The organism is Rhodococcus sp. NPDC056506, from assembly GCF_042794945.1.
Classification (GTDB): domain Bacteria; phylum Actinomycetota; class Actinomycetes; order Mycobacteriales; family Mycobacteriaceae; genus Rhodococcus_F.
This window is the reverse complement of record NZ_JBHTSW010000012.1, coordinates 115,461-128,544: the sequence shown is the minus strand read 5'-3', so window position 1 is coordinate 128,544 and position 13,084 is coordinate 115,461. Positions and strand designations below refer to the sequence as shown.

The window sequence follows — 13,084 nt, the reverse complement described above, 5'->3', positions numbered from 1 at the left end:
GTTAGGGAGTCTCCGGACTCCCTAACCGCGCACAGCTATGTCGGGGGCATGTTGAGCGGAGTCACGACCTGAACCGGTGACGTCGTAAAACCGAAGTGGGCGCCCATGGCGCCGTGCTCTTTCATGACCACCTGAGCGGCAGTGCGAAGATCCGCCCGCAGATCGTGGTGTAGCACCGCCGATATTCGCCTCTCCCCCAGCAACTTTCGATTGTCTCCGTCGAGATCGTGGGCGACGAAGACGGAGCACTCTCGATTCAGTTCTTCGAACGCATCGACCGTGGCCAGGTTGCCGCCACCGATCGAATACACAGCACGGATCTGCGGATCGGATTCGAGCGCTGCCCGCACCAGTTTCCTACTCGTCTGGTCCAAACCGTCACTGTTCGGAATGTCGATCAAACGTCGATGCGGAGCCGAAACGCGCATGGCGGAGCGAAATCCCATCTCCCGTTCTTCCTCGCCGCGAAAGAATCCGCTGCTCATGCTGACCAGCACGTTGCCGTCCCGATCCCCCAGCCACTGATCGATCAAATACGCGGCGGTGGCTCCGGCGGCTCGGTTGTCGATTCCGATGTAAGCGGCTCGCCTGCTGCCGGCAACGTCGGTCACCAACGTGACGACCGGAATCTTTGCCGCCACGAGCCGATCGATCGCCGCCACGACTTCCGGAGTGTCGGGAGCCTTGACGATGACACCGTGGGACCCGCGTCGGCGAATCTTGTCGAGCGTCGAGGTCATCGCTTCTACCGAACCGGTCTCACGAAAGTGGAACCGGGACCGCACCACAGCGGGCGCAAGGGTCGGCAGTTCGGCCTCGAGCGCGTCGCGGACGGCGTCGGAAAACCGTGCGGGAGTTTGCAACACGACGTCGACGATGAATGTTCGACCGACCAGTTTCAGTTGCGAGCGTTGACGTTCCAGGTCCGTGATCGCCTGGCGAACCTCCGATCGTGTGCCGTCGCGAACTCCGGGACGGTCGTTGAGCACCCGGTCGACGGTGGCCTCACTCAGGCCCGACTGCTGGGCGATCTCCCGCACTTTGAATCGATGCGCCACAACTACCTCACAATGATGGATATTTGATGGTTTTTCGCTGTTGCTCGAGGTCTTCGTCACAGCCAGACTAAACCCATGACTTCTCCGCCGGGCGTAATCAGGCCCGCACTCCTAGCCGACACTGTCGTACTGGTCAGTGGTGGCTCGCAAGGCGTCGGCGCCGGCGTCGTACGTGCCGCTGTCCGTGAGGGCGCTCAGGTGGCTTTCACCGGCCGACGCCCTGACGTCGGAAAGGCCCTCGAGGCAGAACTTCCGGGAACCCATTTCATCGAAGCCGATGTGGCACAGACGGATTCCGCGCTCGCCAGCGTGGCTGAGACGATCTCGCATTTCGGCCGCGTGGATGCCCTCGTCAATTCTGCCGGGCTCACCTCGCGCGGCACGCTGCTCGACACCACCGAAGAACTCTTCGACCAGCACATCGCGGTGAACCTTCGCGGTCCGTTCTTCACGATGCAGGCAGCAGTCAAAGACATGCGCGAGCGTGCGGTCCCCGGGTCCATCGTCAACATCATCTCCACGTCCGAACTTGGCGGGCAGCCGTATCTCGCGCCGTACGTGGCAGCGAAGGCCGGGCTGGCGGGTCTGACCCGCAACGCCGCCCATGCGCATCGCTGGGATCGTATCCGGATCAACGGTCTCGACATCGGGTGGACACAGACCGAGGGAGAAGACCTCACGCAGAGAGCTTTTCACGACGCCGGTGACGATTGGCAGGAACGTGCAGGCAGCACCCTCCCCATGGGCAAGCTCGGACAGGTCGACGAAATCGCCGACTTCGTCGTCTTCCTGCTCTCCGATCGCAGCGGAGTCGTGACGGGTTCGATCGTCGACTGGGACCAGAACGTCTTCGGAGGGTTGGACTGATGGGCGCTCGCATCGGAGTCATCGGGCTCGGAAGAATCGGCAGCTTCCACGCCCGAAACCTGCTCACGATGGACGGCGTCGACTCGCTGGTGGTCACCGATGCCGACGCATCTCGCACCTCCGACGTGGCAACCGAACTCGACGTGGAGTCCGCCGCCGACCCAGAGTCTCTTCTCGCCTCGGGAGTCGACGGCGTTCTGATCGCCGCGTCGTCGAGTTCGCACGCCGACTTGATCGAAGCCGCTGTCCGCCGGGGTATCCCGACGTTCTGCGAAAAGCCGGTCGCCGACTCCATCGAATCTTCCGTTCGTGTACTCGAGGCTGTCGAGCAGACCTCGGTACCGGTCCAGATCGGATTTCAGCGCCGCTTCGATCCGTCATTTGTGGCGGCATACGACGCAGTTCGATCCGGACAGCTCGGTTGGATCCACACTCTCCGATCGACCACCCTCGATCCTGCTCCCCCACCGATCTCGTACATCGAACACTCCGGCGGCATCTTCCGCGACTGCTCGATCCACGATTTCGACATCGTCAGGTGGGTCAGTGGCCGCGAAGTCACCACGGTCTTTGCCACCGGCTCGAATCAGGGTGATCGCGCGATCGCTGATGCCGGTGACGTCGACACCGCTGCAACGGTTCTCACGTTCGAAGGCGGGACCATCGCGGTCGTGTCGAACACTCGCTACAACGGCCGTGGCCACGACTGCCGGCTCGAAGTCCTCGGCTCGAGAGACTCCGTCGCTGCGGGACTCGACGACCGTTTGCCACTCCGCTCGCTCGACCCCGGAATCTCGTTTCCCTCGAAGGAGCCGTACACGTTTTTCATGGACCGTTTCACTTCCGCCTACCGTGCCGAACTCGAAGCATTCCTCGGCGTTGTCGCCGGGCGTAGGGAATCACCCTGTACTCCCGCGGATGCAGTCGAGTCGGCCTGGATTTCCGAAGCTGCAACGTACTCGCTGCACCAGGGTAGGCCCGTGGCGATCACCGAAGTCAAAGATCTGTTCCTTCACAACAAGAATGAGGCACACACATGAGCACTCCCCGCATCGCCGGCGCACCGATCTCCTGGGGTGTGTGTGAAGTCCCGGGTTGGGGCTACCAACTCGACCCCGCGCAGGTTCTCCGTGAAATGCGCGAAGTCGGTCTGGCGGCAACGGAAATCGGTCCGGAGGGCTTTCTGCCGACAGCACCCGCCGAGATGGCCAAGGTGCTCGCGCATCACGATCTGAGCGCAGTCGGCGGGTTCGCACCGGTACTACTGCACGATCACGATCATGATCCGGTGCCGGGCATCTCCCCCATCCTCGACGGTTTTGTCGCCTCGGGTGCCGAGGTTTTGGTTCTCGCTGCCGCGACGGGTTCCGACGGCTACGATTCACGTCCGGAATTGGACGAGCAGAGTTGGAAAACCCTGCTGCACAATCTCGATCGGCTCACCGACGCCGCGGCCGAGCGCGGCATTCGAGCAGTCGTCCACCCTCACGTCGGAACGATGATCGAGCAGCGCGACGAGGTCCTGCGCGTGCTCGACGGCTCGGCCATCCCACTGTGTCTCGACACCGGCCACCTGTTGATCGGCGGCACCGATCCGGTCGACCTGGCGCGTCAAGCTCCCGAGCGCATTACCCACGTACATCTCAAGGACGTCGACGATGCCCTCGCATCACGCGTTCGTAGTGGCGAGCTTACCTACACCGACGGCGTCAAGGCGGGAATGTACCGTCCGCTCGGTGGCGGCGACGTCGACATCGCCGGTGTCACGGCCATCTTGCAGCGACACGGTTTCGACGGGTGGTACGTCCTCGAGCAGGACACAATTCTGACCGAGGCGCCATCGGACGAGGGGCCGGTACGCGACGTGCGAGCCAGCGTCGAGTACCTACGGTCGGTTCTGTGACACCTACCCCGTTGCGAATAGGCATTCTGGGAGCCTCACGAATCGCCGAGAACGCAATGATCAAACCCGCAACGGCCACCGGGCACCGCCTGGTGGCCGTTGCCGCACGCAACCCCGAGCGTGCCAGAGCCTATGCGGCACAGCATGGGATCGAACGGGTGGTCGGTTCGTACGCGGAGCTGATTTCGGATCCGGAGGTGGACGTCGTCTACAACGCGCTGCCCAACAGCCTGCACGGCCCGTGGAATCTCGCCGCCATTCAGGCCGACAAGCACGTGCTGACGGAGAAACCGTTTTCGAGCAACGCGGCGGAAGCACAGGCGGTAGTCGAGGCAGCACGCGTCAGCGGAGTGACGCTGCTCGAGGGTTTCCACTACCTCTTTCATCCGGTGAACCGGCGCCTGCTGGATCTGGTTCGGAACGGCGCCGTCGGCGAACTCACTCGAGTGGAAACGGTCCTGCGGATGCCGACCCCCGCCGAGAACGATCCGCGGTGGGAACTCGCGTTGGCGGGAGGGTCGCTGATGGACCTGGGCTGCTACGGATTACACGCTTCCCGGATGCTGAGTGATGTGTGCGGTGGGGCGCCGGTAGTGACCGCGACCCGTCACGAGGAATACGTTCCGGGCGTTGATTCGTGGTTCGACATCGAACTCGAATATCCCAGCGGCGCCACGGCATCCGTGGTGACCACGATGTTGGACGAGCGTTATCACTTCACCTTCCGAGTCTTCGGCACGGAAGGGGACGTCCTGGTGCACAACTTCCTGCAGCCGGACGTCGACGACCGCGTCTCCGTCACGGCCGGTGGGCACACGATCGTCGAGCATCTGGGCACCACGTCGTCGTACACCTACCAACTCGAGGCCCTGGCCGATCATCTGGCCGGGGACTCGACACTTCCCATCGGCCCGGCCGACGCGCTCGCCAACATGACGATGATCGACGCGGCGTACACGCATTCCGGCCTCGGGGTTCGGCCGACTACCACCCTCTGACGAAACGACTACTGCCTCGGTTCGATTCGAACCGAGGCAGTAGTCGTGACGTTCTGATCTAGCGGCGAAGCTCGTGGGTCAGTGTCTCGAGCTCGTCACCGCCTGCCATCTCCTTCGTCAGTTCTTCGAGCGAGATGTCGTCGTACTTGGCGTCGAGCTTCTGACGTCCTCGGTTGAGGAGAACGAAGTGATCGCCGACCATGTACGCGTGGTGCGGGTTGTGCGTGATGAAGATGACGCCGAAACCCTGTTCCTTGGCAGCGGTGATGTAGCGCAACACCATTCCCGACTGCTTGACGCCGAGCGCTGCTGTCGGCTCGTCGAGAATCAGCACGCGCGCGCCGAAGAAGATGGCGCGGGCGATGGCTACACACTGACGCTGACCGCCGGAGAGGCTGCCGATCGGTGCGTCGACGTCGGGCAGTTCGATGCCCATCTTCGACAGTTCCGAGAGCGTCGTCGCGCGCATGGCGTTGGCGTCGAGCGACTTGATGAGTCCGCCCTTGCGAAGTTCCTGCCCGAGGAAGAAGTTGCGCCACACCGGCATCAGCGCAACAACGGCGAGGTCCTGGTAGACCGTCGCGATGCCTTTGCCGAGGGCTTCTTTCGGAGAATGGAACGTCGTCGGTTCGCCGTCGACGAGCAGTTCACCTTCGCTCTGCTGGTGCAGGCCGGCGATGATCTTGATCAGTGTGGACTTGCCTGCGCCATTGTCACCGAGCACGCCGGTCACCTCACCCGCGCCGACGCGGAGGTTGATTCCCTTGAGCGCGATGATGTTTCCGTATTGCTTACCGACGTCCTTGAGCTCGATCAGTGGCACGTTGCCGCCCGAGTTCGAGAGAGCGGGAACTTCAGCTGTGGTACTCATGTGTCACCTTTTCGCAGCGTAGTTGCGGAATGCGTTGTTGGCGATGACCGCGAAGAGCAGCATGGCGCCGAGGAAGAACTTGAACCAGTCCGGGTTCCAGCCTGCGTAGACGATGCCCTGGTTAGTCATACCGAAGATGAATGCGCCGATCGCAGCGCCGATCGCGGTTCCGTAACCACCGGTGAGCAAGCAACCGCCGATGACTGCGGCGATGATGTACAGGAACTCGTTACCGACTCCCTGACCGGACTGAACAGTGTTGAACGAGAACAGCAGATGCATGCCCACGAACCAGGCAGCAAAGCCGACGGTCATGAACAGACCGATCTTGACTGCCGTCACCGGCACACCGATCGCGCGTGCGCTGTCCTGATTACCACCGACCGCGAAGATCCAGTTGCCGATCTTGGTCTTGAACAAGATGAACGTGGCAATCGCGGTGAACAGCAGCCACCACACGACGGTGATCTTGACGGACACGCCGAAGACCGAGAAGGACGACGCGAATACCTTTTTGGCGGAATCGAATCCGGCCATGTCGGAGACGCTGGGTGTGGCCACTTGACCACTCACGAGCTTGGTGACGGCCAGGTTGATGCCGGTCAACATCAGGAACGAACTCAAGGTGATGAGGAAGCTGGGGATCTTCGTCTTCATGACGAGGTAACCGTTGAAGAATCCGACCGCGAGCGAAACGACCAGCGCCAGAATCGCGCCCACCCACAGATTGAGGTGCAGGTTGTAGGCGATCATGGACGCTGCCAGCGAGGACGTGGTGACCGCGACGCCGGCGGAGAGGTCGAACTCGCCGCCGATCATGAGCAGGGCGACCGCGCAAGCCATGATGCCGATCGTGGAGCTGGAGTAGAGCACTGTCGCAAGCGCTTCCGGCGTACGGAACGGCGCCGCGACGATACAGAAGAAGATGAAAATAGCGATGGCGCCGACAAGTGAACCCATCTCGGGGCGGAGCAGCAGACGCTGAATGCGCTTCTGCTCCTTCACCCGTTCATCGGTCACGACTTTGTGGGCGGCAAGGTCGAGATCTGCCTGAGTGGACATGATTTCCCTTCCGTGCTGGACAGGCGCACGGTGGGCGGATTCTCAGCCCTCCGTGCGCCCGGATCAGCGAGTTCCGTTCTTGGCGTACTCGGCGACCGAGTCGATGTTGGTGTTGTCGATGAACGCGGGTCCGGTCAGCGTCGGCAGGCCGCCGCCGATCACGTTGCCGTTGTTGAGGTAGAGCCACAGCGAATCGATGGCGAGGTAGCCCTGCAGGAAGGGTTGCTGGTCCACTGCCCACTGCACGTCACCGGATTTGATGGCGTCGACGAGAGCCGCGTTGGTGTCGAAGGTGACCACCTTCGCCTTGCTGCCTGCGTTGCCGACCGACGTCACGGACGTCAATGCAAACGGCGCACCGAGAGCGAGGACTCGATCGATGGCCGGGTCCTGCTGAAGCTTCGCGGTGATGGTCGACTCCACCGACGGCATGTCCTTGCCGTTGACGTTGAGAATCTCCGTCGCTCCCTTGAACGACTTCTTCACACCGGCACACCGTGATTCGAGGCTCACGTTGCCCTGCTCCTGAATGACGCACAACACCTTGGTCGCTCCTTCGGTGTTGAGTCGCTCGCCCGCAGCTTCACCGGCAATCGACTCGTCCTGACCGAAGTACTCCTTGACGCCCATGTCCTTCCAGGTTTCGAGGCCCGAGTTGAGGGCGACCACCGGAATGCCCGCGGCGGTGGCACTTTGGACCGCGGCAACCATGGCGTCAGGCTTCGCGAGGGTGACTGCAATCCCGTCGACCTTGCTGTCGATCGCGCTCTGAACCAGGTTTGCCTGATTCGGTGCCTCGGGATCGGCGGAGTACCGAAGTTCGATGTTGTCCTTCGCCGCTGCGGTTTCGGCGCCCTTGCGCACCAGATCCCAGAACGTGTCACCGGGAACTTCGTGGGTGATCATCGCAATGGTGGCGCGGGGCGTGTCCGCCGTACCCGCGCCCATTCCGGATCCGGAAGAATCCGGCTTACCGCCGGTGCTTGAACAGGCGGCCAGACCCAAGACCACGACTGAGGCTCCGGCCAGTACGGCAACGCTCTTGCGCCCCGTGAGAAACGACATGTGAACTCCCTCTCGACATCAACCAACGGCCCGCGAACGGATGGTGCTCGGTTGTATGAGAAAGATGTAATACCCGTCACAGTCGAATGTCAATAGTTTGTTCTGACATTAGGACTGCTTATCAAAGACGGAACAAACCGGATCCCGCGGAAACGCCAGGTCAACGCGCTGCAGGTCCAGTTGAACCTCGAACTACTAGTTGTGGCTGCGCGACTATGTCCTTGCCCAAGAGTCCACTTCCGCCGTCGAGGCGTTCGGAGATCCGCTCCACCGCGGCGCCGCCCAGAAACGCCGTGTCCTGCCCGACACTGGTCAGATCGATGTGCGTCAAACCTGCCAATGCACTGTTGTCGAATCCGATCACGGAGACGTCGCCGGGCACCGAGACCCCGGAACGCAAAAAGACGTCCAGGACTCCGAGCGCGCAACGATCGTTGAAAGCGAAGACCGCACTGGGAAGCCCTTCTTCGACCATCGACCGCGCGGCGTCTGCGCCGAACTCCTCCGTGAGGCCGCCGGGAAGGATCCGCGATTCCAGGCCGGCCGCCCGCATGGCCTTCCGGTAGCCCTGACGCCTCTCCTGGGCACCCGGACCGCGTCCGCCGTCGACGTGGACGATCGAGCGGTGCCCGAGTTCAACGAGATGATTCACGGCCATCATGGCGCCCGCCTCGTCGTCCGTGCGGACAACGTCCACATGCGCTGAGGGCATCTTCCGCGCGAGCACGACGACGGGAACCTTGGCCGCCAGGTCGACGATCTCCGATTCCGGCGCCTGCGAACCCAACAGCAAGATCGCCTCGCATCGGTCATCGAGAAGGGTACGCACGGCGCGCGAGCCAGGCCTGCGATCCGAGACGGCACTGAGGACGACGTCGTAGCGCAAGCGTTCGGCTGCGTCGTAGATCTCGTCGAGCAGCTCCGCGTGAAATGTCTGCGCCGCAACGTAACTGACACCGATCAAGCGGCTGCGATGTTGACGCAGCAGTCGCGCAGCGTTGTCGGGTCGATAGCCGAGTTGGTCCGCGGCCGCCTTGACTCGTACACGCGTCGCATCGCTGGCACCCGGGACATCACGAATGACGATGGACACCAGTGCGCGTGACACTCCGGCCAGATCGGCAACATCCTGCAAGGTGGGGCGTCGACTGTTCACCTCCACAGACTAGATCGTTCCAGCAAATACGCACGCAAACGTTGACGCGCGCCGCAACCGGCGCTTTACTGGCACCACTAGAACGATCTAGTTCCTCATTCTCACTCCGAACGGAGCCCCCCATGTCCGCCTCTGTTGCAGTCGGTCTCATCGGCGCCGGATGGATCGGCCGTTTCCACGGCGAGTCCGTCGCGCTGCGCATCCCCGGCACCCGTCTGGTCGCCGTCGCCGACCCCGCGCCCGGCGCTGCGGCGTCATTGATCGAGCGTGTCAGTCCCGACGCTCGCCCGTATACCGATGCACTCGAACTGATCGCCGATCCGAACGTCGAAGCGGTGCTCATCAGTACGCCCGCATCAACTCACACCGATCTCGTGGTGGCAGCAGCGGAGGCCGGCAAACATGTCTTCTGTGAAAAGCCGATGGCCTTGACGCTCGAAGACGCCGATCGCGCAATCGGCGCGTGCGCTGCGAACAATGTTGCGCTGCAGGTCGGTTTCAATCGGCGCTTCGCCGCTGATTTCGCGGCAGCCCACGACGTGATCACCACCGGCGGGATCGGGACCCCACAGCTACTGCGTTCCCTGACCCGCGATCCGGGCATCACCGCCGACGTCGCTGCTCGGGTCAAGCCGTGGACCATCTTCAACGAGACGCTGATTCACGACTTCGACGCTCTGCTCTGGCTCAACCCGGGGGCACGCGTCGTCGAGGTGTTCGCGCAGGCCGATGCTCTCATCCATCCGCAGTACAAGGAGCAGGGGTACCTCGATACGTCGATGGTTCAGTTGCGCTTCGACAACGGCGCCCTCGCGTCGGCCGAGGCCAACTTCCAGGCCACCTACGGCTATGACGTGCGCGGTGAAGTCTTCGGTTCCGGAGGAATGGTGAGTGCAGGAGAGGTCACTCGGACCGCGATGCGTCATTACAGCTCGCAGGGTGTTCTGGCCGACACACCCCGGGTGAACATCGAACTCTTCCATGACGCCTATGTCGCTCAGCTGGCACACTTCGCCGATTGCGTCCGCTCCGGTACTGCGCCGTCAGTTGACGGTCTCGATGCCCGCAACGCGCTGGAAATTGCCTTGGCTGCAAAAGAATCCGTGGAAACCGGGCTGCCGGTGTCGCTACTGTCGGTGCCGCGATGAGCCCGTTCGACTTGGCGGTCTCCGCCGAAATGACGTTCACCGAACTCCCCTTCGTCGAGCGTGTTCGGCGGATCTCGGATGCGGGATTTGCTGCAGAGATCTGGAGTTGGCAGGACAAGGACCTCGACGCTCTTGTCGCCACCGGAGCTCGGTTCTCCTCGATGACCGGCTACCTGCACGGCGATTTGTTCGACGAGGCGGGCAGCGCCGAACTGGTACGCACGGCGCAGCTGTGCCTCGCTCCGGCAGCGAAACTCGGCGTTCCCCGGCTGAACTTCCACACCGGTGAGCTGAGAGACGGGCAGGCTGCTCGCCCGCAGTATCGAACTACCGGGGCGATGTGGCTGACCGCCGGCCGCGCACTCGAGAAGATCGCGCGCCTCGGCGAAGACGCCGGAGTTGTCTTCTGCCTCGAGAATCTCAATACGATTGTCGATCACCCCGGAGTTCCGATGGCCCGTGCCAAAGACACTCTGGCACTGGTGGAATCCGTCTCACACCCGAACCTCAAGATGATGCTCGATCTCTACCACGCACAGATCGGCGAAGGAAACCTCATCGAACTCGTGCGGCGTTGTGGTGACAACATCGGCGAGATTCAGGTGGCCGACGTACCCGGTCGATGCGAACCCGGAACCGGCGAGATCAACTACCCCGCCATCGCACGCGTGCTCGCTGACCAGGGATACACCGGCACAATCGGTTTGGAGGGTTGGGCGTCGGGAGACAGTGATGTCGCGCTCGCTGCCTTCCGGAAAGCCTTCACGCTCTAGGCCTCCCCCGGGAACGTGATCCCTACCTGACGGCGGATCTCGTCGAGGATGTCGAGCGTCGCAATGGCCGCGTCGAGCGGATGGACCGGCGACTCGACATCCCCGGCGGTGATCCGACGCGCCGCCTCGGCCGCCTCGAACGCGAGACCTCCGACGTATCCGTCGACCGGGTCGTCGTAGCGCGCAGATCTTCCGTCTCCGAGCCGGACCGTAAAGGACCCGGGGCGGTAGAACGTCGAGTCCAGAACGATCATCCCCTTGTCACCGCAGATCGACGCGGTGTTGGGTGTGTCAGCGAGGATGGTGGTGCTCAGACTGGCCTGAGCTACACCGGACCACGAGAGCACCGCGGAAATCTGGCCGTTCACTTGGTGGTTGGCCGGTTGGCCGAGAGCGAAAACCGAACTCGGAACACCTAGTACGCGATGCGCAAGACTGACCGGGTAGGTCCCGAGGTCGAGAAGCGGCCCGCCCGCGAGCGCCGGATCGTAAATACGGTGATCGGTCTCGAACCGTTCACCGTGATCTGCCAGAACCGTACGTATGGTTCCCAGAAGTCCAGCCTCGATGGTCTGGTCGATCACATCGAACTTGGGCAGGAAGGACGTCCACATCGCCTCCATGCAGAACAATCCGAGCGCTGCTCCCCTCTCTTGAATGGCACGTCCCTGTCCGCCGTTCAAGGCAAGTGGTTTCTCGATCACAACATGCTTTCCGTGATCCAATGCCGCCATCGCGCAATCGAAATGAGCAGTGTGCGGGGTTGCGACATAGACGACGTCCACCTCCTCGGAGGCAAGCAAAGCTTCGTAACTGCCGTGAGCGCGTCGGATCCCCCACTGGTCCGCGAAGGCCTGCGCTCGGGCCAGTCCGTGCGAAGCAACTGCCGTCACCTCCTGAGCTGTATTGGCCTGCAGGGATTCCACGAAGCGTTGTGCAATCCAGCCGGGACCGAGAATCCCCCAGCGCAAAGTCGGGGCGTCGATCGGATCGGCAACCCTGGTCCGAGGAAGTTCCAGAACTGTGGAAGAAGTCATGCCTCGAACTGTAGAGTCGAATCGCGAAATATGTAAGGACATTATGTTGTCCAATTAAACTCTCTGGAAGTAGGAACCTCATGTCGATTCGTGTCGGTGTGATCGGAACCGGCGTCATGGGCGCCGACCACGTCCACAATCTGCATTTCACGGTCTCCGGGGCAACGGTCTCAGTGGTCGCAGACCTCGATCAGGACCGGGCAGTGTCGGTTGCGTCGGCAGTCGGAGCACGGTGGGTGACCGATCCCTTGGAACTGATCAACGACGCCGACGTGGATGCCGTAGTCATCGCTTCCCACGATTCGACGCATGCCGACCTCTCCCTTGCTGCGATCGAAGCCGGAAAACCGGTTCTGTGCGAGAAGCCTCTTGCAGTGACAGCGCAGGATTGCCGACGCGTTGTTGCAGCCGAGAACCCCGAAAGCCCTCTGGTGAGCGTCGGCTTCATGCGTCGGTTCGATCCGGGATACGTAGCGCTGAAGGCCGAAACACATTCCGGCCGTATCGGAGACCCACTGATCGTGCACTGCTCGAGTCGAACAGTCAGCACCTACCCAGGCGGCCGTTCGGAATCCACGGTGACCAACTCCGCGATTCACGAACTCGACATCGTGCCGTGGATCCTGAACTCCCCCGTCGTTGCGGCCAGTTGGCACTGCGGGCGCTCCAGCTCACTCGTGACCGATCGCCAGGATCCGCAAGTGATCATGCTTCGCACCGCCGACGGCGTTCTCACCACGGTCGAGATCTTTCTGAACGCGCGGTACGGCTACGACACTCGGTGCGAGGTCGTCGGCGAAATCGGCTCGGCTCGCCTCGCCGAACCCGTGGTCATTCACACCGACACGGACCGCTCACACTCGTACGGCTATGCGGCGGATTGGATTCCGCGTTTTGCCGAGTCGTATCGGCGCCAACTTCACGAGTGGATCGACGCGTTGAGCACCGGTAGACCGTCGACGTTGGCCACAGCAGCCGACGGACTGCAGGCAAACCTCGTGGCTGCGGCAGTGATCAAGTCGATGCACTCCGAAGGAGAAACTGTCTCGGTCGAATCCATAGGGGACGTTTCTCGAGGTCTTTTTGATGGATTTCAGGGGTAGTTTCGATGGCTTTTCCTTGGCAGTGTTTGAGTCACAGCGCATC

General features: G+C 62.2%; 13 protein-coding genes. 7 read left to right on the top strand and 6 right to left on the bottom strand.

Features of this window, described 5'->3' with window-relative positions; translation table 11 throughout:
* Positions 1-35: 35 nt before the first annotated feature.
* The gene (locus tag ACFQ6H_RS13345; protein ID WP_378447834.1) at positions 36-1,058 is read right to left on the bottom strand and encodes a LacI family DNA-binding transcriptional regulator; all 1,023 of its coding nucleotides are present in this window, start codon (positions 1,056-1,058) and stop codon (positions 36-38) included.
* A gap of 75 nt (positions 1,059-1,133) precedes the next feature.
* Between ACFQ6H_RS13345 and ACFQ6H_RS13340 the strand changes: the two genes are divergently transcribed.
* The 4 genes from ACFQ6H_RS13340 to ACFQ6H_RS13325 are packed head-to-tail and all read left to right on the top strand — an operon-like array spanning position 1,134 to position 4,826.
* A complete protein-coding gene (locus ACFQ6H_RS13340; protein ID WP_378646526.1) occupies positions 1,134-1,925 on the top strand; it encodes an SDR family oxidoreductase in 792 nt (263 codons plus the stop codon).
* Positions 1,925-2,965, top strand: coding sequence for a Gfo/Idh/MocA family oxidoreductase (locus ACFQ6H_RS13335; protein ID WP_378545086.1), 1,041 nt, complete (start codon positions 1,925-1,927; stop codon positions 2,963-2,965). The genes ACFQ6H_RS13340 and ACFQ6H_RS13335 overlap by 1 nt, the downstream gene beginning before the upstream one ends.
* Positions 2,962-3,828, top strand: coding sequence for a TIM barrel protein (locus ACFQ6H_RS13330; protein ID WP_378646524.1), 867 nt, complete (start codon positions 2,962-2,964; stop codon positions 3,826-3,828). Before ACFQ6H_RS13335 ends, ACFQ6H_RS13330 begins: the two co-directional genes overlap by 4 nt.
* Positions 3,825-4,826: a Gfo/Idh/MocA family protein gene (locus ACFQ6H_RS13325; protein ID WP_378646522.1), complete on the top strand. Its 1,002-nt coding sequence runs from the start codon at positions 3,825-3,827 to the stop codon at positions 4,824-4,826. The genes ACFQ6H_RS13330 and ACFQ6H_RS13325 overlap by 4 nt, the downstream gene beginning before the upstream one ends.
* Before the next feature lie 58 nt (positions 4,827-4,884).
* Here ACFQ6H_RS13325 and ACFQ6H_RS13320 read toward each other — a convergent pair whose 3' ends face one another.
* The 4 genes from ACFQ6H_RS13320 to ACFQ6H_RS13305 all read right to left on the bottom strand — a co-directional run bounded on the left by ACFQ6H_RS13320 (position 4,885) and on the right by ACFQ6H_RS13305 (position 8,986).
* Complete coding sequence (locus ACFQ6H_RS13320) at positions 4,885-5,697, bottom strand: ATP-binding cassette domain-containing protein (protein WP_007727336.1); 813 nt, start codon at positions 5,695-5,697, stop codon at positions 4,885-4,887.
* Positions 5,698-5,700: 3 nt separating this feature from the next.
* Positions 5,701-6,759: an ABC transporter permease gene (locus tag ACFQ6H_RS13315; protein ID WP_069145865.1), complete on the bottom strand. Its 1,059-nt coding sequence runs from the start codon at positions 6,757-6,759 to the stop codon at positions 5,701-5,703.
* 63 nt (positions 6,760-6,822) lie between these two features.
* The gene (locus ACFQ6H_RS13310) at positions 6,823-7,824 is read right to left on the bottom strand and encodes a substrate-binding domain-containing protein (RefSeq protein WP_003941029.1); all 1,002 of its coding nucleotides are present in this window, start codon (positions 7,822-7,824) and stop codon (positions 6,823-6,825) included.
* 160 nt (positions 7,825-7,984) lie between these two features.
* The gene (locus tag ACFQ6H_RS13305) at positions 7,985-8,986 is read right to left on the bottom strand and encodes a LacI family DNA-binding transcriptional regulator (RefSeq protein WP_378646519.1); all 1,002 of its coding nucleotides are present in this window, start codon (positions 8,984-8,986) and stop codon (positions 7,985-7,987) included.
* Between the two features lie 116 nt (positions 8,987-9,102).
* Here ACFQ6H_RS13305 and ACFQ6H_RS13300 point away from each other — a divergent pair, with 116 nt between their 5' ends.
* On the top strand, positions 9,103-10,128 hold the full coding sequence (locus tag ACFQ6H_RS13300; protein ID WP_378646517.1) for a Gfo/Idh/MocA family oxidoreductase: 1,026 nt from the start codon (positions 9,103-9,105) through the stop codon (positions 10,126-10,128).
* Positions 10,125-10,901, top strand: coding sequence for a TIM barrel protein (locus ACFQ6H_RS13295; protein ID WP_378646515.1), 777 nt, complete (start codon positions 10,125-10,127; stop codon positions 10,899-10,901). Before ACFQ6H_RS13300 ends, ACFQ6H_RS13295 begins: the two co-directional genes overlap by 4 nt.
* On the opposite strand, the gene ACFQ6H_RS13290 is transcribed toward ACFQ6H_RS13295, so the two are convergent.
* Positions 10,898-11,938, bottom strand: coding sequence for a Gfo/Idh/MocA family protein (locus ACFQ6H_RS13290; RefSeq protein WP_378646513.1), 1,041 nt, complete (start codon positions 11,936-11,938; stop codon positions 10,898-10,900). The genes ACFQ6H_RS13295 and ACFQ6H_RS13290 overlap by 4 nt on opposite strands.
* Before the next feature lie 80 nt (positions 11,939-12,018).
* Between ACFQ6H_RS13290 and ACFQ6H_RS13285 the strand changes: the two genes are divergently transcribed.
* Positions 12,019-13,041 (top strand): Gfo/Idh/MocA family oxidoreductase, encoded by a 1,023-nt coding sequence (locus tag ACFQ6H_RS13285; protein WP_378646511.1) that lies wholly within the window; start codon positions 12,019-12,021, stop codon positions 13,039-13,041.
* Positions 13,042-13,084: the final 43 nt, after the last annotated feature.